General features: G+C 55.7%; 27 protein-coding genes. 16 read left to right on the top strand and 11 right to left on the bottom strand.

Annotated elements, in window-relative coordinates; genetic code table 11:
* The first annotated feature begins 2 nt into the window (after positions 1–2).
* Together ligA and NG653_RS02655 are read left to right on the top strand one after the other, a co-directional pair.
* Complete coding sequence (gene ligA, locus NG653_RS02660; RefSeq protein ID WP_252740109.1) at positions 3–2,003, top strand: NAD-dependent DNA ligase LigA; 2,001 nt, start codon at positions 3–5, stop codon at positions 2,001–2,003.
* Positions 2,000–2,332 carry a hypothetical protein gene (locus NG653_RS02655; RefSeq protein WP_252740108.1) on the top strand — a complete coding sequence of 111 codons (333 nt, stop codon included), beginning with the start codon at positions 2,000–2,002 and terminating at the stop codon, positions 2,330–2,332. Before ligA ends, NG653_RS02655 begins: the two co-directional genes overlap by 4 nt.
* Before the next feature lie 14 nt (positions 2,333–2,346).
* Here NG653_RS02655 and NG653_RS02650 read toward each other — a convergent pair whose 3' ends face one another.
* Entirely contained in the window at positions 2,347–3,258 is a 912-nt protein-coding gene (locus NG653_RS02650) for a bifunctional metallophosphatase/5'-nucleotidase (protein WP_252740107.1), read from the bottom strand.
* Positions 3,255–3,947, bottom strand: coding sequence for a 5'-nucleotidase C-terminal domain-containing protein (locus NG653_RS02645; protein ID WP_252740106.1), 693 nt, complete (start codon positions 3,945–3,947; stop codon positions 3,255–3,257). Before NG653_RS02645 ends, NG653_RS02650 begins: the two co-directional genes overlap by 4 nt.
* A gap of 143 nt (positions 3,948–4,090) precedes the next feature.
* On the opposite strand from NG653_RS02645, the gene NG653_RS02640 reads away from it, so the two are divergent.
* The 13 genes from NG653_RS02640 to NG653_RS02580 all read left to right on the top strand — a co-directional run bounded on the left by NG653_RS02640 (position 4,091) and on the right by NG653_RS02580 (position 16,500).
* Entirely contained in the window at positions 4,091–4,627 is a 537-nt protein-coding gene (locus tag NG653_RS02640) for a DUF6913 domain-containing protein (protein WP_252740105.1), read from the top strand.
* Complete coding sequence (gene dapA, locus NG653_RS02635) at positions 4,624–5,517, top strand: 4-hydroxy-tetrahydrodipicolinate synthase (protein WP_252740104.1); 894 nt, start codon at positions 4,624–4,626, stop codon at positions 5,515–5,517. Before NG653_RS02640 ends, dapA begins: the two co-directional genes overlap by 4 nt.
* A 99-nt stretch (positions 5,518–5,616) precedes the next feature.
* Entirely contained in the window at positions 5,617–6,459 is an 843-nt protein-coding gene (locus NG653_RS02630) for an outer membrane protein assembly factor BamD (RefSeq protein WP_252740103.1), read from the top strand.
* Positions 6,456–6,791, top strand: coding sequence for a DNA-directed RNA polymerase subunit omega (locus tag NG653_RS02625; RefSeq protein WP_252740102.1), 336 nt, complete (start codon positions 6,456–6,458; stop codon positions 6,789–6,791). The genes NG653_RS02630 and NG653_RS02625 overlap by 4 nt, the downstream gene beginning before the upstream one ends.
* 1 nt (position 6,792) lies before the next feature.
* Positions 6,793–7,998, top strand: coding sequence for a bifunctional phosphopantothenoylcysteine decarboxylase/phosphopantothenate--cysteine ligase CoaBC (gene coaBC, locus NG653_RS02620; protein WP_252740101.1), 1,206 nt, complete (start codon positions 6,793–6,795; stop codon positions 7,996–7,998).
* A gap of 4 nt (positions 7,999–8,002) precedes the next feature.
* Positions 8,003–8,884, top strand: a complete 882-nt coding sequence (gene porD, locus NG653_RS02615) for a type IX secretion system protein PorD (RefSeq protein WP_252740100.1) — start codon at positions 8,003–8,005, stop codon at positions 8,882–8,884.
* Positions 8,885–8,941: 57 nt separating this feature from the next.
* The gene (gene recN / locus NG653_RS02610) at positions 8,942–10,597 is read left to right on the top strand and encodes a DNA repair protein RecN (RefSeq protein ID WP_252740099.1); all 1,656 of its coding nucleotides are present in this window, start codon (positions 8,942–8,944) and stop codon (positions 10,595–10,597) included.
* Positions 10,598–10,690: 93 nt separating this feature from the next.
* The gene (locus NG653_RS02605; protein WP_252740098.1) at positions 10,691–11,503 is read left to right on the top strand and encodes an enoyl-ACP reductase FabI; all 813 of its coding nucleotides are present in this window, start codon (positions 10,691–10,693) and stop codon (positions 11,501–11,503) included.
* A 59-nt stretch (positions 11,504–11,562) separates the two neighbouring features.
* Complete coding sequence (locus NG653_RS02600; RefSeq protein ID WP_252740097.1) at positions 11,563–12,579, top strand: glycosyltransferase family 2 protein; 1,017 nt, start codon at positions 11,563–11,565, stop codon at positions 12,577–12,579.
* A 3-nt stretch (positions 12,580–12,582) separates the two neighbouring features.
* Positions 12,583–13,536, top strand: a complete 954-nt coding sequence (locus tag NG653_RS02595) for a YbbR-like domain-containing protein (RefSeq protein ID WP_252740096.1) — start codon at positions 12,583–12,585, stop codon at positions 13,534–13,536.
* Positions 13,533–14,135, top strand: a complete 603-nt coding sequence (gene coaE, locus NG653_RS02590; protein ID WP_252740095.1) for a dephospho-CoA kinase — start codon at positions 13,533–13,535, stop codon at positions 14,133–14,135. Before NG653_RS02595 ends, coaE begins: the two co-directional genes overlap by 4 nt.
* A 61-nt stretch (positions 14,136–14,196) precedes the next feature.
* Positions 14,197–15,777 (top strand): sensor histidine kinase, encoded by a 1,581-nt coding sequence (locus NG653_RS02585; RefSeq protein ID WP_252740094.1) that lies wholly within the window; start codon positions 14,197–14,199, stop codon positions 15,775–15,777.
* A 6-nt stretch (positions 15,778–15,783) separates the two neighbouring features.
* Positions 15,784–16,500, top strand: a complete 717-nt coding sequence (locus NG653_RS02580) for a response regulator transcription factor (RefSeq protein ID WP_252740093.1) — start codon at positions 15,784–15,786, stop codon at positions 16,498–16,500.
* Between the two features lie 6 nt (positions 16,501–16,506).
* Here NG653_RS02580 and NG653_RS02575 read toward each other — a convergent pair whose 3' ends face one another.
* The 8 genes from NG653_RS02575 to NG653_RS02540 are packed head-to-tail and all read right to left on the bottom strand — an operon-like array spanning position 16,507 to position 23,737.
* The gene (locus NG653_RS02575; protein WP_252740092.1) at positions 16,507–17,019 is read right to left on the bottom strand and encodes a gluconokinase; all 513 of its coding nucleotides are present in this window, start codon (positions 17,017–17,019) and stop codon (positions 16,507–16,509) included.
* Complete coding sequence (gene miaA / locus NG653_RS02570; protein WP_252740091.1) at positions 17,012–17,935, bottom strand: tRNA (adenosine(37)-N6)-dimethylallyltransferase MiaA; 924 nt, start codon at positions 17,933–17,935, stop codon at positions 17,012–17,014. Before miaA ends, NG653_RS02575 begins: the two co-directional genes overlap by 8 nt.
* Entirely contained in the window at positions 17,935–18,786 is an 852-nt protein-coding gene (locus tag NG653_RS02565; protein ID WP_252740090.1) for an ion transporter, read from the bottom strand. Before NG653_RS02565 ends, miaA begins: the two co-directional genes overlap by 1 nt.
* Positions 18,787–18,796: 10 nt before the next feature.
* Positions 18,797–19,909: an exonuclease domain-containing protein gene (locus NG653_RS02560; RefSeq protein ID WP_252740089.1), complete on the bottom strand. Its 1,113-nt coding sequence runs from the start codon at positions 19,907–19,909 to the stop codon at positions 18,797–18,799.
* Between the two features lie 15 nt (positions 19,910–19,924).
* Positions 19,925–20,584: a YggS family pyridoxal phosphate-dependent enzyme gene (locus NG653_RS02555; RefSeq protein ID WP_252740088.1), complete on the bottom strand. Its 660-nt coding sequence runs from the start codon at positions 20,582–20,584 to the stop codon at positions 19,925–19,927.
* A complete protein-coding gene (locus NG653_RS02550) occupies positions 20,581–21,831 on the bottom strand; it encodes a DUF1015 domain-containing protein (RefSeq protein ID WP_252740087.1) in 1,251 nt (416 codons plus the stop codon). The genes NG653_RS02555 and NG653_RS02550 overlap by 4 nt, the downstream gene beginning before the upstream one ends.
* A 5-nt stretch (positions 21,832–21,836) precedes the next feature.
* Positions 21,837–22,724 carry a 3-hydroxyacyl-CoA dehydrogenase family protein gene (locus NG653_RS02545; RefSeq protein ID WP_252740149.1) on the bottom strand — a complete coding sequence of 296 codons (888 nt, stop codon included), beginning with the start codon at positions 22,722–22,724 and terminating at the stop codon, positions 21,837–21,839.
* 35 nt (positions 22,725–22,759) lie between these two features.
* On the bottom strand, positions 22,760–23,737 hold the full coding sequence (locus NG653_RS02540; RefSeq protein WP_252740086.1) for a Gfo/Idh/MocA family protein: 978 nt from the start codon (positions 23,735–23,737) through the stop codon (positions 22,760–22,762).
* 169 nt (positions 23,738–23,906) lie between these two features.
* Here NG653_RS02540 and NG653_RS02535 point away from each other — a divergent pair, with 169 nt between their 5' ends.
* Positions 23,907–24,551 (top strand): protein-L-isoaspartate(D-aspartate) O-methyltransferase, encoded by a 645-nt coding sequence (locus NG653_RS02535; protein ID WP_252740085.1) that lies wholly within the window; start codon positions 23,907–23,909, stop codon positions 24,549–24,551.
* A gap of 9 nt (positions 24,552–24,560) precedes the next feature.
* On the opposite strand, the gene smpB is transcribed toward NG653_RS02535, so the two are convergent.
* On the bottom strand, positions 24,561–25,022 hold the full coding sequence (gene smpB, locus NG653_RS02530) for an SsrA-binding protein SmpB (RefSeq protein ID WP_252740084.1): 462 nt from the start codon (positions 25,020–25,022) through the stop codon (positions 24,561–24,563).
* Positions 25,023–25,101 lie beyond the last annotated feature (79 nt).

Below are 25,101 nucleotides of genomic sequence, written 5' to 3'. Positions count from 1 at the left end.
TTATGGCGCATCCGGAACAGGAGATAAAGGCCCTCAGGGAGGAATTGCAGCAGCACAACCACCGGTATTACGTTTTGGATCGCCCGGTGATTTCAGACTTCGAGTTTGACATGAAACTGAAGCGCCTGCAGGAACTTGAGCGGGCACACCCGGAATTTTATGATCCGACTTCCCCAACCCAGCGGGTAGGCGGCGGGGTCACCAAAAATTTTGAGACGGTACGGCATGATTTCCCCATGTATTCCCTCGACAATTCCTATTCCAGGGAAGAGCTCCTGGAATGGGAACAACGCATACAGCGCATCCTGGGGCAGGTAGACCTGACCTTTACGTGTGAACTTAAATACGACGGGGCTTCCATCAGCCTCACCTACGAGCACAACCAGCTTCAAAGGGCTGTTACCCGGGGCGACGGGGTGCAGGGAGACGATGTGACCCTGAATGTGAAAACCATCCGGTCAGTCCCCCTGAAGCTCCGGGAGCCCTACCCGGGTCGCTTTGAGGTACGGGGCGAAATCATCATGCCCCTGAAGGGATTCGAAAAAATGAACCGGGAACGGTTGGAAAGCGGAGACGACCCCTTTATGAACCCCAGGAATACGGCCTCGGGCAGCCTCAAGTTGCAGGACAGCGCCGTAGTGGCCGAACGACCCCTCGATTGCCTGGTCTATGGCATGTCAGGCAACGGCCTGGGACTGCCCACGCAATTCGAGATGCTGCAAACGGCGCGGAGGCTTGGGTTTAAAGTCCCCGATACCGCCCAGGTATGCCATAGTATGGAGGAGGTCCTCAACTTCCTTGAATTCTGGGAAACCCGGCGAAGAGACCTTCCCTATGAAACCGACGGGGTGGTGATCAAGGTCAATGAGGTGGTCTATCAGGAGGAGCTGGGGTATACGGCCAAATCACCCCGATGGGCCATTGCCTATAAGTTTAAATCGGAACAGGCCCTGACCCGGCTGCATTCCATACAATATCAGGTTGGCCGTACCGGGGCGATTACCCCGGTGGCGAACCTGGAACCCGTGCTGCTGGCCGGGACCACTGTCAAAAGGGCCAGCCTGCACAACGCCGACCAGATCGCCCGGCTCGATATCCGGGTAGGGGATATGGTCTTTGTCGAAAAAGGGGGGGAAATCATCCCCAAAATTACCGGGGTAGACCTCAGCCAGCGGCCCCCGGGAAGCCAGCCGACCCGGTATATTACCCATTGCCCGGAATGCGGCACCCCCCTGGTGCGCCAGGAAGGGGAGGCCCTCCATTTCTGTCCGAACGACACGGGTTGCCCCCCGCAGATCACTGGGCGGATACAGCATTTTATCAGCCGTAAGGCCATGGACATCGAAGGGATGGGCGGGGAGACGGTGGAACTCTTGTTTCAGCAGGGCCTGATCCACAATTACGCAGACCTGTATACCCTCACCCGCGAACAACTCCTCCCCCTGGAGCGGATAGCCGATAAATCGGCTTCCAACCTGCTCGCCGGAATTGAGGCCTCAAAGGAAATCCCCTTCGAAAAAGTACTGTTTGCCCTTGGGATACGCTATGTGGGGGAGACTGTGGCGAAAAAGCTCGCCCGGGCCTACCGGAATATTGACACCCTGATGGAGGCTACCCCTGAAGCGCTCATGCAGGTGGATGAAATCGGGGAGCGGATCGCCCAAAGTGTGGTGGCTTTTTTTTCCGATCCCCTGAAACGGGAGCTGGTCGAGCGGTTGAAGGCCTATGGGCTGCAATTTGCAATCAGCGAAGCCCATCTCGAAGGGCAAACCGAATTGCTGAAGGGCAAAACCTTCGTGGTCTCCGGGGTATTTCCGACCCTGGAACGCAACGAACTCAAAAAGCTTATTGAGGATAATGGGGGCAAGGTGGCCTCGTCCGTTTCCTCCAAAACCACTTTCCTGCTGGCTGGCGACAACATGGGGCCTAGCAAGCGCCAGAAGGCGGAGCAATTGGGGGTCCCGATCATCAGCGAAAAGGAATTCCTCGATTTGCTGGGATGAAAGAGAGACCATCACCCCCCGAAAACGGCCCTTCTTTAAACCCTGATTCCGCGGAAAGCTTCCGGAAAACATTGGGGGGTACCTCCCCTCCCGGCGGCTGGGATGCCCCATTCCGGGCCCTGTGGTGGGATGCCCGGGGCGACTGGGAGGCTGCCCATGCGATTGCGCAGGAGCTGCCATCGACCTGGGGATACAGGATGCATGCCTACCTGCACCGCAAGGAGGGCGACTCCTGGAATGCCGGATACTGGTACCGGATGGCAGGTATCCATCCCTGCACGGACCCCCTCGAAACAGAATTCGAACGCCTGCTCAGGGAACTCCTGTGACTTCCCCCCGGGGATCAGACCCGGATGGAACGACTGTCGGCACCACGACTTCCGTCGGGGTGAAAGTAAAAGTCGACCCTGCCGAGGTTTACCCCGTAACATCCGACCTGGTGGATCAGCACCGGCTCCCCGGCCCGGTTTGTGGTGATCTCCGCTTTTTCCATAAATGTGTGGGTGTGCCCGCCCAGGATCAGGTCGATCCCTTCTGTGGCTGCGGCCAGGGACTGGTCGCTTACCCTGTTGGCTTCCCTGTACCGGTAGCCCAGGTGCGAAAGGCAAACCACCAGGTCGCAGGCTTCCTGGCCCCGGAGGATTCCAGAGAATTCCTGTGCTGTTTCCACCGGGTCCAGGTATGCGGTCTCCCCGTAAAGTTCCCCGGGTACAAGGCCTTTCAGCTCAATCCCAAGCCCGAAGATCCCCACCCGGATCCCGTCCGCCACAAAAACCTCATAGGGTTTAATATACCCATCCAGTACCGTATTGGAAAAATCGTAATTCGCGGAGAGGAAGGGGAATCGGGCATGGGGCAGCTGCGCCAGCAGCCCGTCCAGCCCGTTGTCGAAATCGTGGTTGCCCAGGGTGGCGGCCTGGTACCCCATTTTGCTCATCAGCCGGAATTCCAGTTCACCCCCGTAAAAGTTGAAATACGGGGTGCCCTGGAAGATATCCCCGGCATCCAGCAGGAGGGTGTTGGGGTTTTCGCTGCGGATCTGCGCGATCAGGGAGGCCCTTCTGGCCACCCCGCCCAGGTTGGGAAACCGGGCATCCGTGGGGGGGAAGGGATCGATGTGGCTGTGTACGTCGTTGGTATGCAGGATGGTAAGCTGCCTTGGGGTTTTCCGGTAACAACCTTGCAAGGCAAGGCTTCCGGCCCCGAGGGCTGCCCCCCCGACAAATGAGGTTTTGAGGAATTTTCTTCTTCTCATGGTTGCAATGCCTGAACAAATCTCTGATCCACCGTTGCCCTGAGGGTGTCGGTTTCCTTAAAGTAATCCACCATGGCGTTGCGGATGGTATACCCGGTGGCGAAAACGGCTTCGTTTTTCCCCAGGAAATCCATATGGTCCCCACCGCCCAGAAGGTAATCGGAAGTAGCTACATAATAGGTGCGCGATGCTTCCAAAGGTTTCCCCTGTACCAGCAGGGTATCGAGGTTTCCTTCGGAATCGAGGGCGATCCGCAGGCCGGCCACCGGGTGGGGTTCCCCCGCCTGCCTCAGGAATTCCACCATTTCGCGGATCACACTGCCCTTTAAGGCCACTACAACCAGTTGGTTTTCAAAGGGCATTACCTGGTAGGCGGTTCGTTCCGTAACGGGGCCCCCGGAGATGGTGCTGCGGATCCCACCGTGGTTCATCAGGGCCATATCAACGGGAAGGCCTTCGCGCCGGCCGAGGACCACGGAGGCCCTTTCGAGGAGGATGTCGGCCATCAAATTCCCCAGGGAGGTATTTAGGTGGCCGTCTTCCTTGGTGAGAGGTTTCGGGGCGTAACAAAGCTGGGAATCGAGCACCGCGTTAAGGTGCTCCCTGTAGGGTGCTATGAAGGCGCGAAGGGAATCATCTTCGGCAAGGGTGCTGTCGATACGGACCTGGCTCACGGCAATACCCTGCACTTGGGGTTTGCCCTCCCGGCAACCCAGGGCCCAACCTAATGTTATAAATGCAACAAAAAGTTTTAAAAATTGCAAACGCATGGAATTACCTTTGGTTCGGGTTGGCCGGATTTCGATTAACTTTGCGCAAAATGCATTGCCACATGTCTCTGAAGGGGCTGAAAAGCAAATTTAAACACAAATCCGCTGAAAAATACCTCCGCCAGGAATTAAAGGGGTTTCCCCCTCCCTGGAAGCGCAAAGGGCCCATTGCTACTGTGGGTATTATCGTGGACCTGGAACGTTTTACCCGGGAGGAACGCTTCCATAGCCTCGTGGATATGCTTGGCCTTCGGCCCAATGCCATACGGATTATTGGCTACAGGGCGCAGTACGACAAAAATTCCCCCTATGCCACCCCGGTCTTTTCCGACAAGGACCTTGGATGGAAGGGGGCCATTGAGAACAGCTACGTGCTGGAGTTTTTGAGCCGTGAATACGACTTGCTGATTAATTATTTTGACGAGCCCCGACTCATGTTGCAGCTGCTGAGCCTGAAAACGCGCGCAGGGATGCGAATCGGTTTTCCCGGGATCAACCCCGTCTTTAATGACCTGATCCTGGAATGCTCCCTGGCCGATTTTGAAGTCGTCAGGGAGGAGATACTGAAGTACCTCACATTGCTTAAAAAATTGAAATGAACGAGCGGATCAAGGGAACCGGGGTGGCGCTGGTCACTCCCTTTACCCGGGACCTGGAGCCTGACCTGGAAGCCCTTTCGAAACTGGTGGAACACGTAGTCTCGGGAGGGGTCGATTACCTGGTGGTCCTGGGCACCACAGGGGAATCGGCAACCCTTGGGCGGGCTGAAAAGCAGGAAATTTTCAGGGCCGTGGCCAGGGCCAACAGGGGTCGGCTGCCCCTGGTAGCCGGGATCGGGGGAAACCATACCGCAGCGGTGGTCGCCGACCTGGCCGAAACCAACCTCGAAGGGTATGAGGCCATCCTTTCGGTATCCCCTTACTACAACCGCCCTACCCAGGAGGGTATTTTCAGGCATTTTAAAACGCTTTCGGAAAACAGCCCTCTCCCGTTAATCCTCTATAATGTCCCTTCCCGGACTGCAAGCAACGTGTTGCCCGAAACCGTCCTGCGGCTGGCCGCCTCTTGCGGGAACCTCCTCGGGATCAAGGAAGCCAGCGGCGACATGGCGCAAATAGAGGCACTGATCCGGGAAGCCCCGGAAGGTTTTATGGTGATCTCCGGCGACGACCTCACGGCTGTACCAACGGTGCTGGCGGGGGGTGCAGGGGTCATTTCGGTCCTGGCACAGGGAATTCCGGGCCCCTTCTCCCGGATGATCCGTCTGGCCATGCAGGGTGGGGCCCGCGAGGCGCTGGAAGCGCACCATCGCATCGAACCCCTTGTGGAAATGCTCTTCCGGGAAGGAAACCCGGCGGGCATCAAGGCATTGCTGTCCGTTCAGCAGATATGCCAGCCATGGGTCCGGTTGCCTTTGGTCCCGGCCGGCAAAGCCCTGCAGGATGACCTGGAGGCTTTCCTGCACAGGATCCTTAGTGGTAAAGGATAGTTAAAACATTCCCTGGCTCCCTGGGGGGATCACCGGATTGTGTACTTTAGGCCCGATTTTACCGTTTTATATTCCGTGAAATATCGCTACTTTTGCCCAATGTTTTGGAAAATAGCCCGATACGCCCTCTCTCTTGGTCTGGCCCTGGCCATCCTGTCCTGCAGTGAGTACCAGAAGGTCCTGAAGGAAACGGATATAGCCAAGAAGTATGAATTTGCCGAACGGCTATACGGCGAGGGCGATTACAAGAGGGCCAACAGACTCCTGGAGCAGGTGGCTCCCCAGTTTGTGGGCAAGCCGCAGGGGGAGCGGGTGCAGTTCTTTCTGGCAGACAGTTACTTCAAGATAGGGGACTACAATTTTGCGGGATATCAGTTTGAACGCTTTTTGAAGTCCTACCCGAAGAGCGACAAGGCGGCCGAAGCCTCCTTCCTCGGTGCCAAGAGCTACTACATGCTATCGCCCCGGTATTCCCTCGACCAGACCGACACGGACAAGGCCCTGACCAAGTTGCAGCTCTTTATCAACTCCTACCCGGAGTCGGAATTCCAGCAGGAAGCCAATGCCATGGCCCAGGAGCTTACGACCAAAAAGGAAAAGAAGGCCTTTGAAATTGCCAGGCAGTTTGTAAAGCTTGGGGAATATTTTATCCTGGATTACAATTTGTCGGCCATCGCGGCCCTTGACAACTTCATTTCGGACCACCCCGGGTCAGTGTTCAGGGAGGAAGCGTATTTTCTGAAATTCAAGGCAGCTACAAACCTGGCCATCAACAGTACCTTCCAGAAGAAAAAAGAACGGCTCGATGCCGCCCTGGCGGCCTATAACAACCTCCTGCGCAACTTCCCGGAAACCAGTTTTTCGGATGAGGCGGAGAAACTAATGAGTACCCTGCAAAAGGAAATTGACGCTTACAAGGAATTAGAAATATTGGCAAAATGACTATGAACGACCTGAAAAATTCTAAAGCCCCGGTGACCACGGTCACAGTCAACCGGGACGAATTCGACCAAAAGACCGGAAATATTTATGAAGCCCTCTCTATCGTAGCCAAAAGGGCTTCCCAGATCAATTCTGAGATCAAGAAGGAACTTCTTGAAAAACTCGAGGAGTTTGCCACCTACAGCGACAGCCTGGAAGAGGTATTTGAAAACAAGGAGCAAATAGAGGTCTCCAAGTTTTACGAAAAGCTGCCCAAGCCCCATTCCCTTGCCATCCAGGAATGGCTGGAAGACAAGATTTACTACAGGAACACGGAGAAAGACCCGGAATAGGATGCTGGCAGGAAAGCGCGTCCTTTTGGGGGTAACCGGGGGAATCGCTGCCTATAAAACTACTTTTCTCACCCGTTTGCTGATCCGGGCCGGGGCGGAGGTCAGGGTCGTGATGACGCCCAGTGCGTCAGACTTTGTCACCCCACTCACCCTGGCTACCCTTTCCAGAAACGAGGTCCTCCAGGATTTTGTCAGGGAAGAGGAGGGGAGTACCAACTGGAACAACCATGTGGAGCTCGCGCTATGGGCTGACCTGATGCTGGTGGCCCCGGCTACGGCCAACACCCTTTCCAAAATGGCCTCAGGCACCTGCGACAACCTGCTCCTGGCCTGCTACCTTTCCGCTAAATGCCCTGTTTTTGTGGCCCCGGCCATGGACCTGGACATGTATCGCCATCCGACCACTCGTAAAGCCCTCGATACCCTTCTTGGTTTCGGAAACCTGGTGATCCCGGCCGGGGAGGGGGAACTGGCCAGCGGGCTACGCGGGGAAGGCCGTATGGCCGAACCGGAGCAGATCATGGCCTTTCTGGAAGACCACCTTCGTGCCGGCCAGCCCTTTAACGGGATGAAATTCCTGATCACCGCCGGGCCCACCTATGAGCCGATCGACCCCGTCCGGTTTATCGGAAACTACTCCTCCGGGAAAATGGGATATGCCCTCGCAGAGGCTGCCGCGGCAATGGGGGCGGAGGTCACCCTGTTGAGCGGCCCTACCCACCTCCGGATAACAAACCCGCAAATCAGGCTGGTTCGGGTGAAAACCGCCCTGGAGATGTATTCGCATGCCCTTAACGCGTTTCCTTCTATGGATGTTGTGATCGGGGCTGCTGCAGTGGCCGATTACCGTCCCGAATCAAGGGCGCCTGAAAAATTGAAAAAGGACGGCGACACCATGTCGCTCCATCTGGTGCGGAACCCGGATATTATTGCCTCCCTGGGGGAGCGGAAAACCACCCAGTATATGGTGGGCTTCGCCCTGGAGACTGAAAGGGAACTGGACTATGCCCGGAAGAAGTTAAAGGAAAAGCACCTGGACGCCATTGTGCTGAATTCCCTCCGTGACCCGGGGGCCGGGTTTGCCTCCGACACCAATAAAGTGGCCTTCATAGACAAGAATTCGGAGATTACGCCGTTTGAATTAAAAACCAAGGGCGAGGTGGCCCTGGACCTTCTCCATGAAATACGGAAACGCCTTGCGAAATAACGGTATGGCCCTCTTGTTGGGCCTGCTGCTGTGCGCTCCCCTGAGGGGACAGGAGCTCAATTGCACGGTTACCGTAAATGCCGACCAGGTTTCCCAGACCAACCAGCAGGTGATCACCACCCTGGAGCGCTCCCTAACCGAATTTGTCAACAAGACGCGGTGGACCAACCGGGTATTCCGGGAAAATGAACGGATCAACTGCCGTATGTTTATCACGGTAACCAATTTTGAGTCAAGCCGTTTTCAGGCCACCATACAGGTGCAGTCTTCCCGCCCGGTGTACAATACCTCCTATGAAACTCAGGTCTTCAACTACAAGGATGACCAGTTCAATTTTGAATACATCGAATTCCAGCCCCTGGTATTCAATGAAAATGTCTTCAACTCCAACCTGGTGGGGGTGATCTCCTATTATGCCTACATGATCCTCGGCCTGGATGCAGACACCTTTGCCCTGGAAGGGGGCACGGAGTATTATAAAACAGCCCAGGGGATCGTCACCCAGGCCCAGGGGGGCAATTATGGAGGGTGGGGGCAAACTGCGGCCGACAACCGCACCCGGTTCCAGCTGGTGGACAACCTGCTTTCCAATACCTTCAGGGAATACCGCATAGCCCTTTACAATTACCACCGCAAGGGATTGGATATCCTGGCCGACAACAACAGTACGGGGAAACAGGTGATCGCCGGTACCCTACGGCTGTTCGAAACCCTTATCCAGCGGAGGCCCAATGCCTTTTTGATTCAGACGTTCTTCGACGCGAAGGCGGAAGAAATCCAGAATGTATTTTCCGACGGCCCGAAGATCGACATCGTGCAGCTAAAAGAAACCCTGAACCGCGTGGCCCCGTTCTACGCCAGTACCTGGAGCCAAATTACCTACTGACCGCATTTTTTTACAGGGGGAACCTGTATCTTTACGCTGCGCAAAATCCACAGACAGGTGCTTACCCGCTTAGCCATAAAGAACTATGCCCTGATTGACGACCTAAAGGTTTCCTTTAAGGAGGGCCTGACCACTATTACAGGCGAAACAGGGGCGGGCAAGTCTATTTTGCTGGAGAGCCTTTCCCTGGTCCTCGGAAAGCGTGCCGACCGGTCGGCCCTGAGGGACCAGGACCAGAAATGCGTGGTAGAAGCCGAATTTGACCTGCAGCGGTACCCGGCCCTCCTGGTTTTTTTCAGGGAACAGGACCTCGACTACGACCCGCGGACCATCCTCAGGCGTGAGATCCAGCCCAGCGGCAAATCAAGGGCTTTTGTCAATGACAGCCCGGTGACCCTCGACATCCTCTCAGACCTCGGCAAGCGCCTGATAGACGTACATTCCCAGCACCAGACCCTGGAACTTACCGAACAGGAATTCCAGCTGCGCGTGGTGGATGCCCTGGCCGGCAACGGGGAATTGCTCGCAGCCTACGGGAGTGAAAGGCAGGCCTACCTCGAAGCCAGCCACCGTTTGGAAACGCTAAGAAAGCAACGCGAAGAAGCGTTCAGGGAACAGGATTACAATGAATTCCTGCTCGATGAACTCGATAAGGCGGCCCTGAAACCGGGGATGCAGGAAGACCTGGAAACGCGGTTCAACACGCTGAGCAATGCGGAGGAAATCCTGGAAACCCTGGCCAGTGCCAACCGGTTGATGCAGGAAGACGATTATGGCCTGCTGTCCCTGCAGGCGCAACTGCGCCAGCTCACCGCGCGCCTGTCCGATTTTGGCCCCCGATTTTCCGAATTGCACCAGCGCGTGCAGTCCCTTTACATAGAGGCAGACGACCTGGCAGGAGAGTTGCAGGACCTGGTTGCCGCGCAGGAGGCCGACCCGGGGCAACTGGAAGAAGTGAACGCAGGGCTGCAACTGCTCTATGCCCTGCAAAAGAAACACGGGGTTGGCACCGTGGAGGAATTGGTCCAAATCCGGGAATCCCTCAGGGTAAAGGTAGACCAGACGGCAGACCTGGACCTTGAAATGGAACGTCTGGAAGCGCAGGTAACTGCGCGGCGGGCTGCCCTTGAGGACCTTGCCGGGAAATTGCGCCGGGAACGGGAAGCCGTCCTGCCCGGTTTCACCCGGGCCCTGGAGCAGCAACTCGGGGCCCTGGGAATGCCCAATGCCTCTTTCCAATGGCGGCTTTTGCCAACCGAGAACTTTACCCGTTCCGGCCGCGATTCCCTCGAGCTGTTGTTTACCGCCAATAAAGGGGGGCAGCATGGGTTGCTCAAAAAAACGGCTTCCGGGGGGGAGCTTTCCCGGATCATGCTGACCATCAAGGCGATCCTGGCGGCCTATGAACCCCTGCCCACGATGATGTTCGACGAGATCGATACCGGGGTATCCGGGGAGATCTCTGTCCGCATGGCCGAGATCATGCAGCAGATGTCCGGCCATATGCAGGTATTTGCCATCACCCACCTCCCGCAGGTCGCTTCCAAGGGCCACCGGCAATACAAGGTATACAAGGAAGTAAGCGCCGGCCGCACCCATACCCGGATCAAGGAACTCACCCAGGAGGAACGTATTATAGAACTGGCACAGATGCTTGGGGGCAGCGGGCTTTCCGATTCCGCCATCACGCATGCCCGGGAATTGTTGAATTGAAGTTTTGCCACCACCCTTTTGGCCGGCTTCTGCAACCGGGTTTATTCCCTATTTTTTAAATATCTTTGAGGCGTGCAACTTTAACAACACACCATGGCCTATAATCTATTGAAGGGTAAAAAGGGGATCATCTTCGGGGCCCTTGATGAATTTTCCATTGCCTGGAAAACGGCAGAACGCGTCCACGAGGAAGGGGGAACCTTTGTGCTGACCAACGCCCCCATCGCCATGCGGATGGGGAAAATAAACGAACTTGCCGAAAAAACAGGATCGGTTATCATTCCGGCCGATGCCACCAGCGAGGAAGACCTCGACGCCCTGGTTGCACAGGCCATGGAAACCCTGGGGGGCAAACTGGATTTTGTGCTCCATTCCATCGGCATGTCGATCAACGTCAGGAAGGGCAGGTCGTACACCGACCAGAAGTACGATTTCACCACCAAGGGATGGGATGTCTCCGCCCTCTCCTTCCACAAAGTCATGCAGTCGCTCTACAAGGCCGATGCCATGAACCCCTGGGGCAGCATCGTGGCCCTCACCTATATGGCGGCCCAGAGGACCTTCCCCGATTATAACGACATGGCCGACAACAAAGCCTACCTCGAGTCCGTGGCGCGAAGCTTCGGATACTTTTTCGGGAAAGAAAAGAAAGTGCGGGTCAATACCATTTCCCAGTCGCCTACCCCGACCACGGCAGGCAAAGGGGTCAAGGGCTTCGACGGTTTTATCGCCTACGCTGAGAAAATGTCGCCCCTGGGCAATGCAACCGCCCTGGAATGCGCCAATTACACGGTAAGCCTGTTTTCGGACCTGACCCGGAAAGTGACCATGCAGAACCTGTTCCACGATGGAGGGTTTTCCTCTACCGGGGTCAGCCAGGAGGTTATTGACGGGTTTACGGAATAGGAAGATATTTTTCTGTTGAAAAGCCATCCCGCCCGCGGATGGCTTTTTTATAAGCGTGTATGGAACGGTTTTATTCCTTTGTCATCCCGGTGTACAACCGGCCCGAAGAAACCCGGGAACTCCTCGGGAGTCTGGCCTTACAGGTGTTCCCGCGCCCCTTTGAGGTCGTAATCGTGGAAGACGGTTCGAGCCTGACGTCTGAAAAGGTGGTTTCGGAGTTCCGCGACCGGCTGGAGCTGTCTTATTTCTGCAAAGAAAATACCGGGCCGGGCGATTCCCGGAATTACGGCATGAAAAAGGCAAAAGGGACGTATTATATCCTGGTGGATTCCGATTGCCTCCTGCCCCCGGGCTATCTGGAAGCGGTCGATAAAGCCCTCAAAAAGGAATACGCCGATTGCTTCGGGGGTCCCGATGATGCGCATCCGTCCTTTAACGCCCTGCAACAGGCCATCAGTTATACCATGACTTCCGTTTTGACCACAGGCGGGATCCGGGGCAGGCGAATAGCCCGCAGGAACTTCCAGCCCCGAAGTTTCAATATGGGCCTTTCCCGGGAGGCATTCGCGGCCAGCGGGGGGTTTGGCAATATCCACCCCGGGGAAGACCCGGACCTTAGCCTTCGCCTTAAAAAACTGGGGTTTTCAATACGCCTGATCGAAGGGGCCAGGGTATACCACAAGCGAAGGGTCACCCTTCGCTCCTTTTACCGTCAGGTTTTTAAATTTGGGATGGCCCGCCCGGTCTTAAACCGGTGGCACCCGGAATCTTCCAGGCTGGTATACTGGCTGCCTGCCCTTTTTCTGGGAGGGCTGGCCGGCGCAATCCTGTTGCCCTTTTTCCGGGCAACCCCCCTGGCCTGGCTTCCCCTTTCCATGGCCTGCGCCTACCTTCTGGCGACAGGGGTGGGGGCCGGACTGAAGGCCGGGAGCCTTGCAGCGGCGGCTTTGGCTCCGGTAGCCTTGCTGGTGCAGTTTTGCGGGTACGGACTCGGTTTTCTTAAATCCACCATCTTGCTTACCTTTAGTAGGAAGAAACCGGAAGAACTGTTTCCCCGGTTGTTTTTCAAAACCTGACCCTTGATCAAGCGACTACAATCCGGAATGAAGCACAGGAAAGTTAGGGTTTTCCTGATTTTCCTTGCTTTTTCCTTTACTGCCTGGTTCATCAGCCGGCTTTCCCAGTCTTACAGCCACACGGTAAAGGTCCGCCTCGAATACGCACACCTGCCCCGGGAAATGGTACTTATGCAAGCCCCGCCCGAGGCGGTGGGTGTCCGTTTGAGGGCCAGCGGCTTTCAGCTCCTGCGGTACCAACTCAGCCCAAAAACCATTGCGATTGACCTGAGGGAAGCCCAGCAGGGCAGTCGGGGGTTTTACATCAGCCCCGCAGCCTACTGGGGACAGATTGAAGCGCAATTGGGAGAATCGGCCAGCCTGCTGCAGGCCCCTGGCGATACCCTGTTTGTGGATTTCCAGAAAGTGATTTCCAAAACCGTACCGGTCCGGGTCGAGGCTTCCCTCGACTTTGCCCAGAACCACATGCTCGACGGGGAGCTGGTCATTTCCCCCGAAACGGTTGAGGTCCTGGGCCCGCCCGCTGAAATTGACAGCCTGTATGAGCTGAGGACCGTTCCGCTGGCATTGGAGCAGATAAAGGAAGACTTTGAGCACACCCTTGCCCTGGCCGGCCGGGAGCACTTTCCGCATACCCGCTTTTCCGCAGAGCGCATTTCGGTGTCGGCAAAGGTGTTCCGGTTTTCGGAAGCCGTGGTGGAAGTCCCCGTGGAAGTGGTTAATGCCCCTGAAGACCTTCAAATTCAAATGTTTCCGAAAATCGTCGGGGTACTGTGCAGGGGAAGGATTGCAACGCTCAAGGACCTGAAGCCCGAAGATTTTCGGTTGGTGGCCGACTATGCCTCTTCGCAGGTGGAATCGGGCAGGCTGCAATTATCCCTGGAAAAGCAGCCCGGCGAGGTTTACGAGGCTCAGCCCCTGGAGACTTCCGTGGAATTTATCATCAAGCGAGAATGATGCGGGTCGGACTTACCGGGGGTATCGGGAGCGGGAAAAGTACGGTTGCCAATGCACTGCGTCAACTGGGGGTGCCGGTGTACGATTCCGACCGCAGGGCCAGGGATTTGATGGAAGGGGAAGATGGCCTTAGGGCAGCGATTACGGAATTGCTCGGACCCGGGGCATATGAAGGGAAAACGCTTAACCGGCCTTTTATCGCCTCCAGGGTTTTTGACGACCCCTCCATGCTCGAAGCCCTCAATGCCCTGGTTCACCCCGTGGTGAGGGCTGATTTTGAGTCCTGGGCAGAGGGGCAATCGGCCCCGTATGTCGTGCAGGAAGCGGCGGTCCTGTTCGAAAACGGCGGATACAGGGGGCTGGACCGGATGGTCCTGGTAACTGCCCCTGAAGATGAGCGGATCCGCAGGGTAATGCTCCGCGACGGGGTTTCCCGGGAGGCGGTGCGCTCCCGTATGCGGAACCAGTGGGGGGATGCAAAAAAAATCCCATTGGCTGATTTTGTAATCCGGAACACGGAACTTCAACAAACCCTCCGGGATACCCGGAAGGTACACCGGGAACTCCTCCAACTCGCTGGGAATGCGCTTAATTCCTAGTGTTAAGGTTAGGTTAAACCCCCCAGTCCCTAAATGTTAAATTTTTACTTTTACGTAGACGATGAATAGGAGGTTATTTGCGCTGCTGGTCACCCTGATGAGCCTTTCCCTGGTAGGGATCATCGCTGTTCAGCTCTACTGGATCCGCAGTTCGGTCGAAGACCGGGAAGAGCAGTTTTCCAATACGGTGACCGAAGTGCTGACCAGGGTTGCTGAAAAAATTGAAGAACGGGAAATGAAGGAGTATTCCGAACGTTTCCTGGACCTCAAGGACAGCGTGGGAGAGCTCAAGAGTTCCCACCTCAGCAATATTTTTTTCGTCGACCGAGATTTGAACTCCAATGAAATCCTGTTTTATTCCCATGGTATTTTAGAGGAGGATTACAATATCGCATCCACGTTCTTTGACAGCGAGGCCCCTTCGGATTCCTCCACCATTAAAAATTATACGAGCCGGCGGACGCGGACGATTTTCAGGGAAGAATACGGCCTGGACGGTACCACCTACCGGTTGAGCCCCGTGGAGAAATGGGAAAAAGTAGGGGGGATTTCCGCCATGGAAAAAGCCATGTTCGACGATGTTTATCGGGTTTACGCCAGCCGGGTGCCCATCCACGAGCGGGTGGGGAGGGAGGAAATCGAATTGCTCCTGGACCAGGAGCTAAAGGCCAGGAACCTTGACCTCGACTTTGAATATGGGGTCTACAGCCGCGGGCTGCCGACCAGGGTGAAGTCCATGAAATTCCGTTTTGAGAAAGACGGGCACTACCAGGCCCCTATTTTCAGGGACAGCGAGGGTAATACCGAATTTGCCCTGCTCATTTCCTTTCCGAGGAAAAAGAAATTCCTGCTGAACTCCGTACTGGGGATGACCGCCCTTTCTTTGCTCTTTACCCTTATCATCATGATCGCCTATGCGAGCGCCATCTATCAGCTGATCAGGCAGAAGCAGATTTCTGAGATCAAGTCTGATTTCATCAACAACATGACCCATGAGTTCAAAACCCCGATAGCCACCATAAACCTGGCCGTTGAGGCCATCAAGAACCCGAAGATCATGGAAGACCGCGACAAGACCCTGCGGTACCTGCAGATGATCCGGGATGAAAACAAACGGATGCACGCCCAGGTCGAAAACGTGCTGAGGATTTCCAAATTGGAAAAAAACCAGCTCGATATCAGTAAGGAACGGGTGGATGCACACGAACTAATCCAAAAGTCCATCAACCACGTGGAGCTCATCGTACAGGACCGGGGCGGATATGTAAAGGCCCACCTGGATGCTGAACGATCCGAGGTGCTGGCCAATGAAACCCATTTTGGGAATGTTATCGTAAACATCCTGGACAATGCGATAAAGTACTCCCCGGATGCCCCGAAAATTGACGTGTTCACCGAAGTGGCCAAGAATTTCCTGATTATCCGGGTCCAGGACCAGGGGGCGGGAATGTCAAAAGTGGTGCTGAAGCGGATTTTTGAAAAGTTTTACCGGGAGCATACCGGTGACATTCACAACGTCAAGGGCCACGGCCTGGGCCTTGCCTATGTCAAAAAAATTGTTGAAGACCACCAGGGAGAGGTCTATGCAGAAAGCGAGAAAGGAAAAGGAAGTACTTTCTATATCAAGCTCCCTTTAATTTGAAATAGTATGGAAACAGAAAATAAGAAAATATTGCTGGTAGAGGACGACCCGAATTTCGGGATTGTGCTTAAGGACTACCTTTCTATGAACGATTTTGAGGTCACGCTGGCCAAAAATGGGATGGAAGGGTTTGAAAAATTTAAAAAGGAGCATTTTGATGTCTGTATCCTGGATGTGATGATGCCCTATAAGGATGGCTTTACCCTGGCCAGGGAAATCAGGGAGAAAAATGAAAACATCCCGATCGTTTTCCTTACGGCAAAGACCATGAAGGAAGACGTTTTGAAAGGCTATAAGGCCGGGGCCGACGATTACCTGAACAAGCCCTTTGATTCCGAAGTGCTCCTGGCCAAGCTCAGGGCCATCCTGCAACGGAAGGAGTCCAGCAACCTGGCGGAAAGCAAGCAGCACGAATTCCAGATTGGGAATTTCCACCTGAATTCCAAACTGCGGTTCCTCAAATACAAAGAAGAGGAGCCCATAAAGCTTTCCCCCAAGGAGAATGAATTGCTGCGGTTGCTCGCCCTGCACCAGAACGACCTGATGCCCCGTGAACTGGCCCTGACCAAAATCTGGAGGGACGACAATTATTTCACCTCCCGCAGTATGGATGTGTACATTGCCAAGCTCCGCAAGTACCTGAAACGGGATGACAGCGTGGAAATCCTCAACATCCATGGGGAAGGGTTCCGCCTGGTGGTTAAAACGGATTCCGAAAAATAGGGTGTGCTAACCCGGTCGGCCTCCCTGGGCCAGTTGCGCCCTGAGGCTTTGCAGGGCTTCCTCCACGGAAGCGGATACCGGAATCACAATCGCCCGGGCTGGCGGCTGCAAGTCGTCAAATTGGGAACGAAGCAGGGAAGGGGGCATATAATGCCCCTTTCTATTTTTCAACCGTTCTGAAATTTCATCATAGGTTCCCTTGAGGAAGATCCAGACGACCTGCCTTTCAACCCCCTGGGCGAGCAGGTCCCGATAGTGTTCCTTAAGGGCCGAACAGGCGATCACCGCCCCCCTGGCCGTATGCTCCCCTGCCAGGGCGTTAAGCCGGCGCAGCCATCCTTCCCGGTCGGCATCCTGCAGGGGGATGCCCCGCGACATCCTGGCGATGTTCTCCGCAGGGTGGAAATCATCCCCATCGAAAAACGGGATTTTCAGCCTTTGGGCAAGTGCCTTTCCCAGGGTGGTCTTTCCACTGCCCGAGACCCCCATAACAAAGTAAATCTTCGCTTCTTCAACCATGGTTCGGGGCTTTCATTCGGATGTCGAGGTAATCGGTGGCCTCCCTGGTCGGGGCATCATAGGGCACCCAGTGGATTTCCGGGTGCTTTCGCAGCCAGGTCCCTTGCCTCCTGGCAAACCGCCGCGTATTTTTCTTTATTTCCGCAACGGCCGTAGCCAGGTCCCACCGGCCTTCAAGGTAGGCAAAGAGCTCCTGGTAGCCCACCGTTTGAAGGGCGGTTAGGTCCCGGGAGGGGTATAGCCTTTCGGCTTCTTCCAGAAGGCCTGCTGCCATCATCAGGTCGACCCGCTGGTCGATCCTGCGATAGACGATTTCCCTGGGGGCCTGTATGCCCAGGGGCAGGTGCGTGAAAAAGTCGGGGGCAGCCTTTTTCCCCCGGAAGGAACTGTAAGGTTGTCCGGAGGCCAGGCAGACTTCAAGGGCCCGGATCAGGCGCCTGGGGTTTTGTGTATCCACAATGCCGAAGTATTTCGGGTCGTGTTCCTGCAGCAGTTGCTGCAGGGCCGCTATTCCTTCGCGTTTAAGGAGGTCCTGAAGGTTTTCCCGGACCTCCGCGGGTACCTCCGGGAACTCATCCAGGCCGCCGGTTACGGCATCCAGGTAGAGCCCGCTCCCCCCGACCATGATCACTGCGTTCCGGGTAGCGAACAGCTCCCTGAGCTTTTGGAGGGCTTCCCGTTGAAAATCGCCTACCGAATAGGGCTCAGAAATCGAGCGGTGCTGTATGAAAAAGTGCGGGGCCTGCTCCAGTTCCGCTATTGAGGGAACGGCTGTCCCTATTCGCATTTCCCTGTAGAACTGCCTGGAATCTGCGGAGAGGATGCTGGTGTTGTAATGGCGGGCCAGGCGGATAGCCCAGTCGGTTTTTCCAATCGCGGTTGGGCCACTTACGGAGATCAGGTAGCGGCCTTCCATCAGAGTTTCGCCCCGCATTGATAACAGAAGGAGGCGTCGTCCCGGTGGCCTCCCACCCCGCAATGTGGGCAGGCCTGGGTGTTGGTATGTACCGGGGGATAGCCTTCCGGCCTGGACCCTTTGTTTTTTTCCTGTTTGGAAAATTCCACGGTAACGATCCCGGTTGGGACCGCAATGATCCCATAGCCCATGATCATCACCACTGTGGCGATGAGTTGCCCAAGGGTGGTCTGGGGGGCAATATCCCCGTACCCCACCGTGGTCAGGGTCACAATGGTCCAGTAAATACTGCGCGGGATGCTCGTAAAGCCTGCCTCATCACTCTCGATCAGATACATCAGGGTTCCCATCAAAATGGACAGAATCAGCACGGTATAAATAAAGACAGCGATCTTGGTCCGGCTGGCTCTAAGGGCTTCCCGCAGCATTGAAGCCTCCCCCAGAAATTGCACGAGCTTGAGGATCCGGAAAATCCTGAGCAGCCGCAGGGCCCGCAAGGCCAGGAGTACCTGTGACCCGGCTACGACGTAGGAAAGGTAGAGCGGGATAGTCGATAAAAGGTCGATGATCCCGTAAAAGCTGAAAATGTAGTGGGCTGGTTTTCGGATGCTGATAATGCGGGCGATATATTCCAGGGTAAAAAGCACGGTTACCACCCATTCCAGGGCCAACAGGGTCCTGTGGTACCTGGCATCTATGGTATCCACGCTTTCAAGCATCACCAGCACGACGCTGAAGAGGATCAGCGCGATCAGGACCAGGTCGAACCACTTACCCGCGGGGGTATCGGCCTCATAGATGATTTCATGAAGCCGGTCTTTCCAGTTTTCGCTTTTCGCTTTTTTTCCCAAAGCCCGGGGTTTAAAGTTCGATGACCTTCATAATCTTCTTTTCGCGCAGGAAATCCGCGATGAGTTCCAAAGCCCCGTCCTGCTTTTCCAGGGGGGTCAGCAGCGTTTCCAGGATTGGGAGGTTGCGCACCTGGTGGTTCAGGGAGAAATACCCCATGCCACGCACCTGCGTCCCGCTGAGCCAGATGGCGGCGCGTTCCCCCTTGTCGCGTCCATGGTCCACCAGGAGCAGGTCCCTGCCCTCCAGGGGATAGGGATCCCCATTGATATAAAGCGGGGTGCGGGCCTTCGCGGCCTTCCGCCTGGGCAGGCGGTTGTGCGAGGGCCGGTTCTGCAGGACCTCCACAAATGATTTCAGGCGGGCCATGAGTTCGCTGCCGGTTTGTTCGAACTGCACCTCCCGTATATCCTTCCGCAGCCGGCGCCCAGCCTGGTCCTGCCGGGTAAAGTGCTGGTTTACGGCAGCCCGCATGTTGCGGCTGTAATCGAGGTAAATCAATTCCCGGTCCCGGTTGAAGAGGTAGTACACGCCTGTTTGGTCGGGTACCGATTCCACAAGCTGCAACTGGCGCGAAGAAAGCTCCCCGTGCGCCTCAGATCGGATAACTTCCCTCAGGATGCCTTTTTCAGTGTCGCGGTCCAGGAGCACCTGGAGCAACTTCAGGGTGGCGAGGGCATCCCCGTTGGCCCGGTGGCGGTCGCTCAGGGGGATGCCCAGGGCTTTGACCAGTTTTCCGAGGCTGTGGGATTCCGCCTCCGGGATCAGGCGTTTGGAGAGGTCTACCGTGCAAAGGGTCTTCCGCTGGAACTCATATCCGAGCCGCTGGAATTCAGTCCTGAGGATGCGGTAATCAAACTGGGCGTTGTGGGCAACCAATACCGATCCTTCCGTAATCTCCACGATACGCTTGGCCACCTGGAAGAATTTGGGCGCGGAGCGCACCATCTGGGGGCTGATCCCGGTGAGCTTCTGGACATAGGGCTGGATGTCGCGCTCCGGGTTAACCAGGCTGATAAACGTATCCACCACCTGGTGCCCGTCAAACAGGTGGATGGCAATTTCCGTGATGCCTTCCTCCCCGAATCTCCCCCCGGTGGTTTCTATATCCAGTACAGCGTACACTGCGTTTTTGTTAATTTAAGGGTAATTCCTTTCCCCAAAGATACTACTTCCTATGCGGACCATGGTACTTCCCTCGCCAATGGCGATCCGATAATCGCCGCTCATCCCCATGGAGAGGATGTCGGCATGCTCCCGGCCGGCCATTAACCGGTCGAACAGGGATTTCAAGTACCGGAATTCAGAAGCCACCAGCTCCGGGTCATCACTGAAGGTGGCCATCCCCATCAGCCCCCGTATGCGGACATTCGGGAGGGACGATAAGACCCCTTCCTGCAGGACTCCTTCCAGTTCTTTTTCGTCAAAACCGAACTTTGAGGATTCCCGGGCAATATGGACCTGTAACAGGCAGTCGACGACCCTGTTGTGGGCGCCGGCCCGTTTGTCGATTTCCTCCAGCAGGCGTTGGCTGTCGACCCCGTGGATCAGGGATACGAACCCAGCAAGGTACTTTACCTTGTTGCGCTGCAGGTGGCCGATCATGTGCCATTCGATGTCTTTGGGGAGTGCCTCCCATTTGCCCACCAGTTCCTGGACCTTGTTTTCCCCGAAGGCCCGCTGCCCCGCATGGTAGGCTTCCATAATCTCCGATTCGCCATGCGTCTTGGAGACGGCCACCAGGGTGACCTGCGGGGGTAGGGATTCCTCAATTTTTTTCAGGTTTTCGGCAATGCTCATGACGGGTGGTTTTGAAAATCGTACAGGGTGAGCCCGCTGGGGAGTTTCGGTTCGATAAAGGTGCTTTTTGGGGGCATGGTTTGGCCTGCATCGGCCACAGCCTTCAGTTCTTCCATAGTGACGGGTTTCATCCCGAACCCAACTGCACAGGCGCCCCGGTCAATCAATTGACGCATTTCGGCCCCGCCGTGCCGATCGTGAAGATAGCGCACCCTCGGGTCATTTCTGGGGTCCGATACCCCAAAAACCGGTTTCAGGATGTTTTCGTACAGCAGCTGGGTATCGAGCCGGCCCAGGGGGTCTTTGGAAGCCTTGGGTTGCCGTCGGAGGTAGAGGGCAAAAAACTCCCCTTCGAGGTACATCGAAAACTGGTGCTTTTCCGTGGGCTCAAAATGGGCGGGGCCCATGTCATGGATTCGGAAATAATGGTCAAGGCGCACCAGGAGCTCATTTTTTGAAAGCCCGTTCATGGTGGTCAGCAGGCGGTAAAAGGAGTGTATCCTCAACTGGGATTCAGGGATCAGGTATGCCATGAAATAGCGGAAGGATTTATCCTGCTCCTTTCCACCGGGCAGGGTTTCCGTGCGCCGGGCCAGGAGGTCCGAGGAAGCACAGCGGTGGTGCCCGTCGGCGATATAGAGGGAATCCATGGTCCTGAAGGCTTCACGGATGGCGGCCACGCGTCCCTGCTGCCGGATCACCCAGAGGCGGTGGGTAACCCGGTCCGGGGTGGTGAAAAAATATTCCGGGGCCTCCTGCATGATTTCCCCAAACAGGGCTTCTAGGTTTTGCTGGTCGGGATAAGCCATCAGCACGGGTTCCGCATTGAAGCGGACTTTTTCCAGATAGTCGGCAAACAACTCCTCCCGTCGCAACAGGGTGTCTTCATGCCTTTTGATGAGGTTGCTCCGGTAGTCTTCCGTGCTGGCGGCACAGAATACCCCATAGGCCGAATCTGCCCCGCTCCGGGTATGGTACAGGTAGAAGGCGGGTTCCTGATCGCGGATGAGGATGCCTTCTTCCAGGAACTCCAGGTACCGGTTACGGACCATTTCAAAGCGCCTGGCCCCGCTGAATTCCCGGTGGAACTTAAACCCCGGCCTGATGATGTGGAGGAAGGAAAACGGGTTGTGCTTCATCAGGGCCTTGCGTTCCTTTCGCCCGTATTCCTCGTAAGACCGCGACACCACGTGTGCCACCTTGTCAGGGGCCGGGCGGGTGGCCGGGAAAGGGATCAGATCCGCCATGGGCCTCAGCTGAATTGTGCAGCCACTTTTTCGGCTTTTGCGGATTGGGAATAATCGTAAAAACCTTCGCCGGATTTCACCCCGAGCTTCCCGGCGGCAACCATCTTCACCAACAGCGGGCAGGGCGCGTACTTGGGGTTTTTGAAGCCTTCATGCATCACCTCCAGGATCGACAGGCACACGTCCAGCCCTATAAAGTCAGCCAGTTGGAGGGGCCCCATCGGATGCCCCATGCCCAGCTTCATCACGGTGTCGATTTCCGATACCCCGGCGATCCCGTGGAACAGGCTTTCGATGGCTTCGTTGATCATGGGCATCAGGATGCGGTTGGCGATAAAACCCGGGTAATCGTTCACCTCGGTGGGGGTTTTCCCCAGTTTTCGCGAAAGTTCCAGGATGGTACGGGTTACTTCTGCCGAGGTACTGTAGCCCCGTATCACCTCCACCAGTTTCATCACCGGTACCGGGTTCATGAAGTGCATCCCGATGACGTTTTCGGGCCTGCCTGTTGCCGCCCCGATTTCCGTAATGGAGATGGAGGAGGTGTTGGTGGCCAGGATGGCCCCTGCCCGGCAGTGGGCGTCCATTTCGCGGAAGATCTTTTTTTTGAGCTCGCGGTCTTCGGTGGCAGCCTCCACCACCAGGTCGGCCTGTGATACCCCGGTTGCCAGGTGGGTAGTGGTCGTTATGTTGCCAAGGGTGGTCTGTACTGCTTCCGGGTCGAGTACCCCTTTTCCGACCATGCGCTGGAGGTTCTTTTCTATGGTTGCCACCCCCTTCTTCAGGTTGTCAGGGGAAATGTCGACCAGGGTTACCTTGAACTGGTGCTGGGCAAATACGTGGGCGATCCCGTTACCCATGGTACCGGCCCCAATTACCGTTACGTTTGCGATCATTTTTTTGTTCTGGTATGTTTCGTTTACTTCGGTTACAGGGAATTGCCCCGCCCAAATGCTTCTATGATTTTAAGGGCCACATCCAGGGCCCGGGCCCCGGCCCCAAGTGGTACCGCCGGCTCCAGGTCCTTTTCAATCGCATCGGCAAACTGCTCGAGCTCGTCCAGGATGGGGTTGTTCGCTTTGATTTCCGGGTTTTCGAAATAAATCTGTTTCTGTTCCCCTTCGGCATTCTGGAGGATCATGTCGAATTCCCCCGGGGTGGCCGGGGCGTCCTTCATCCGAACGACTTCCACCTTCCGGTCGAGGAAATCGACGGAGATATAGGCATCGCGTTGGAAAAACCGCGATTTCCGCATGTTTTTCAGGGAAATCCGGCTGGCCGTGAGGTTGGCTACACAGCCGTTTTCAAAAGCGATACGGGCATTGGCAATATCGGGGGAACTGCTGATCACCGATACCCCGCTGGCCTGGATGTCGCGTACTTCGGAATCTACCACGCTGAGGATGATATCGATGTCGTGGATCATCAAATCGAGGACCACGGGTACGTCGGTACCCCTGGGGTTGAACTCGGCTAAACGGTGGGCCTCTATGAACATGGGGGTTCCGATCAGCCCCCTCACTGCCTGAAAGGCCGGGTTAAAGCGTTCCACGTGCCCCACCTGCCCTTTGAGCCCTGTTTTACGGAGCAGTTCCATCAGCAGGGCGGCCTCCTCGAAGGTATGGGTTACCGGTTTTTCGATAAACACGTGCCTTCCGGCCTCAATGGCTTTTTTTGCACAGTCGAAATGGGAAAGGGTGGGGGTTACGATATCCACCACGTCGACGGCCGCGATCAGGGCGTTCATGTTGTCGAAGTACGGAATGCCGAATTCTTCGGAAACCTTTTTTCCCTGTATGCTATCGGGATCGTAAAACCCCACCAGGTCGTACCTGGGGGATTCCCTGAGCAACCTCAGGTGTATTTTTCCCAGGTGGCCTGCACCCAGTACGCCGGCTTTTAACATATTCGAGGAGTTGGATTAGGATTCAAAAATAATCATACTTTGTGAGTTGACCTTCCGGGGGCCGAAGAACTTCTCGCCTTTCGAAGGGCGATGGCCCGTTCGGGGGCATTTTTCGCCGTTGGGGGCTACTGTGCCCAAGTTTTTCTAAATTCGCGAAAACATCACCGCCTTGAGGGATACGTTAAAGCACCAGGGAAAAAGGAACCAGCTGGCCGAGTTGCTCGAGGGAAAGGGCATTACCAGCAAGGCCGTGCTCGACGCCATCCGGTCCGTGCCACGGCACCTGTTCATGGACAGTGGGTTCGAGGACCACGCCTACCAGGATAAAGCCTTCCCCATAGCAGCCGGGCAGACCATATCCCAACCGTATACGGTGGCCTACCAGAGCGAACTGCTGGAGGTCAGCCCCGGCGACAAAATCCTGGAAATCGGCACCGGCAGCGGGTATCAGACAGCCGTATTGCTCAAACTCGGCGCCCGGGTTTACACGGTGGAGCGCCAGTTGTCCCTGTTTAAAAAAACCAGCCTGTTCTTCAAAAAAATGGGCTATCGCCCCAAACGCTATGTCTTTGGTGACGGGTACAAAGGCTTGCCGGAGGAAGCTCCCTTCGACAGCATCATTGTCACTGCGGGCGCCCCCATGATCCCAAAGCCCCTAATGTCTCAGCTGAAAGTGGGGGGGAGGCTCGTCATTCCCGTGGGCGGGGAAGAACAAACCATGCTGCTCATCCGCCGTACAGGTGAGCGGGAATTTGAACGCCGGGAATGCGGCAGTTTTCGTTTTGTCCCGTTGCTGGAAGATAAAAAAGGCTAGGGCAAACCCTCAGGCATTAAACTGTTTCTTTACCCGGTCCAGGTGCCTTTTGGTTTCCCGTGTTTTAATGGTTTCCCTTTTGTCGTACTGTTTCTTTCCCCGGGCCAGGGCAATCTTCATTTTCGCCAGGCCACGGTCGTTGATGAAGAGGTTCAGTGGCACGATGGTGTTTCCGCTGGTTTTGACCTCCTTGAAGAGTTTTTTGAGTTCCTGCCGGTGGAGCAGCAGTTTCCGGGCGGCTTTGGGCTGGTGGTTGTAATGTGTGCCATGGCTGTAAGGATCCACCTGCATGTTGATGACAAAAAGCTCACCCTGTTCGTTGAATTCGCAAAAGCTCTCCGCAATGGATGCCTTGCCCTCGCGTATGGACTTGATTTCCGTACCCGACAGCACGATCCCCGCCACAAAGGTGTCCAGGAATTCATAATCGAAGCGAGCCCGCTTGTTCTTTATGTTTATCTGCTTCTGCATCGCTGCAAAAGTAGCACAAAATCCGGGGTATCCCCGGGAATTTTCCCAACGGCCGTAAGGTTTTGGGCAAAAACCCCAC

This window comes from Robiginitalea marina, assembly GCF_024006985.1.
Taxonomy (GTDB): Bacteria; Bacteroidota; Bacteroidia; order Flavobacteriales; family Flavobacteriaceae; genus Robiginitalea; species Robiginitalea marina.
Note: the sequence above shows the minus strand (reverse complement) of the source record. Positions and strands in the feature narration are given on the sequence as shown.

Excerpts from the sequence above, each read along its gene's own strand:
- NG653_RS02575 (WP_252740092.1), bottom strand. The coding sequence starts at position 17,019 with ATGGTTGAAGAAGCGAAGATTTACTTTGTTATGGGGGTCTCGGGCAGT.
- NG653_RS02655 (WP_252740108.1), top strand. The coding sequence starts at position 2,000 with ATGAAAGAGAGACCATCACCCCCCGAAAACGGCCCTTCTTTAAACCCT.
- smpB (WP_252740084.1), bottom strand. The coding sequence starts at position 25,022 with ATGCAGAAGCAGATAAACATAAAGAACAAGCGGGCTCGCTTCGATTAT.
- NG653_RS02605 (WP_252740098.1), top strand. The coding sequence starts at position 10,691 with ATGGCCTATAATCTATTGAAGGGTAAAAAGGGGATCATCTTCGGGGCC.
- NG653_RS02550 (WP_252740087.1), bottom strand. The coding sequence starts at position 21,831 with ATGGCGGATCTGATCCCTTTCCCGGCCACCCGCCCGGCCCCTGACAAG.
- coaE (WP_252740095.1), top strand. The coding sequence starts at position 13,533 with ATGATGCGGGTCGGACTTACCGGGGGTATCGGGAGCGGGAAAAGTACG.
- NG653_RS02540 (WP_252740086.1), bottom strand. The coding sequence starts at position 23,737 with ATGTTAAAAGCCGGCGTACTGGGTGCAGGCCACCTGGGAAAAATACAC.
- ligA (WP_252740109.1), top strand. The coding sequence starts at position 3 with ATGGCGCATCCGGAACAGGAGATAAAGGCCCTCAGGGAGGAATTGCAG.
- NG653_RS02580 (WP_252740093.1), top strand. The coding sequence starts at position 15,784 with ATGGAAACAGAAAATAAGAAAATATTGCTGGTAGAGGACGACCCGAAT.
- NG653_RS02555 (WP_252740088.1), bottom strand. The coding sequence starts at position 20,584 with ATGAGCATTGCCGAAAACCTGAAAAAAATTGAGGAATCCCTACCCCCG.
- coaBC (WP_252740101.1), top strand. The coding sequence starts at position 6,793 with ATGCTGGCAGGAAAGCGCGTCCTTTTGGGGGTAACCGGGGGAATCGCT.
- miaA (WP_252740091.1), bottom strand. The coding sequence starts at position 17,935 with ATGGAAGGCCGCTACCTGATCTCCGTAAGTGGCCCAACCGCGATTGGA.
- dapA (WP_252740104.1), top strand. The coding sequence starts at position 4,624 with ATGAACGAGCGGATCAAGGGAACCGGGGTGGCGCTGGTCACTCCCTTT.
- NG653_RS02630 (WP_252740103.1), top strand. The coding sequence starts at position 5,617 with ATGTTTTGGAAAATAGCCCGATACGCCCTCTCTCTTGGTCTGGCCCTG.
- porD (WP_252740100.1), top strand. The coding sequence starts at position 8,003 with ATGGCCCTCTTGTTGGGCCTGCTGCTGTGCGCTCCCCTGAGGGGACAG.
- NG653_RS02640 (WP_252740105.1), top strand. The coding sequence starts at position 4,091 with ATGTCTCTGAAGGGGCTGAAAAGCAAATTTAAACACAAATCCGCTGAA.
- NG653_RS02585 (WP_252740094.1), top strand. The coding sequence starts at position 14,197 with ATGAATAGGAGGTTATTTGCGCTGCTGGTCACCCTGATGAGCCTTTCC.
- NG653_RS02625 (WP_252740102.1), top strand. The coding sequence starts at position 6,456 with ATGACTATGAACGACCTGAAAAATTCTAAAGCCCCGGTGACCACGGTC.
- NG653_RS02650 (WP_252740107.1), bottom strand. The coding sequence starts at position 3,258 with ATGAGAAGAAGAAAATTCCTCAAAACCTCATTTGTCGGGGGGGCAGCC.
- NG653_RS02600 (WP_252740097.1), top strand. The coding sequence starts at position 11,563 with ATGGAACGGTTTTATTCCTTTGTCATCCCGGTGTACAACCGGCCCGAA.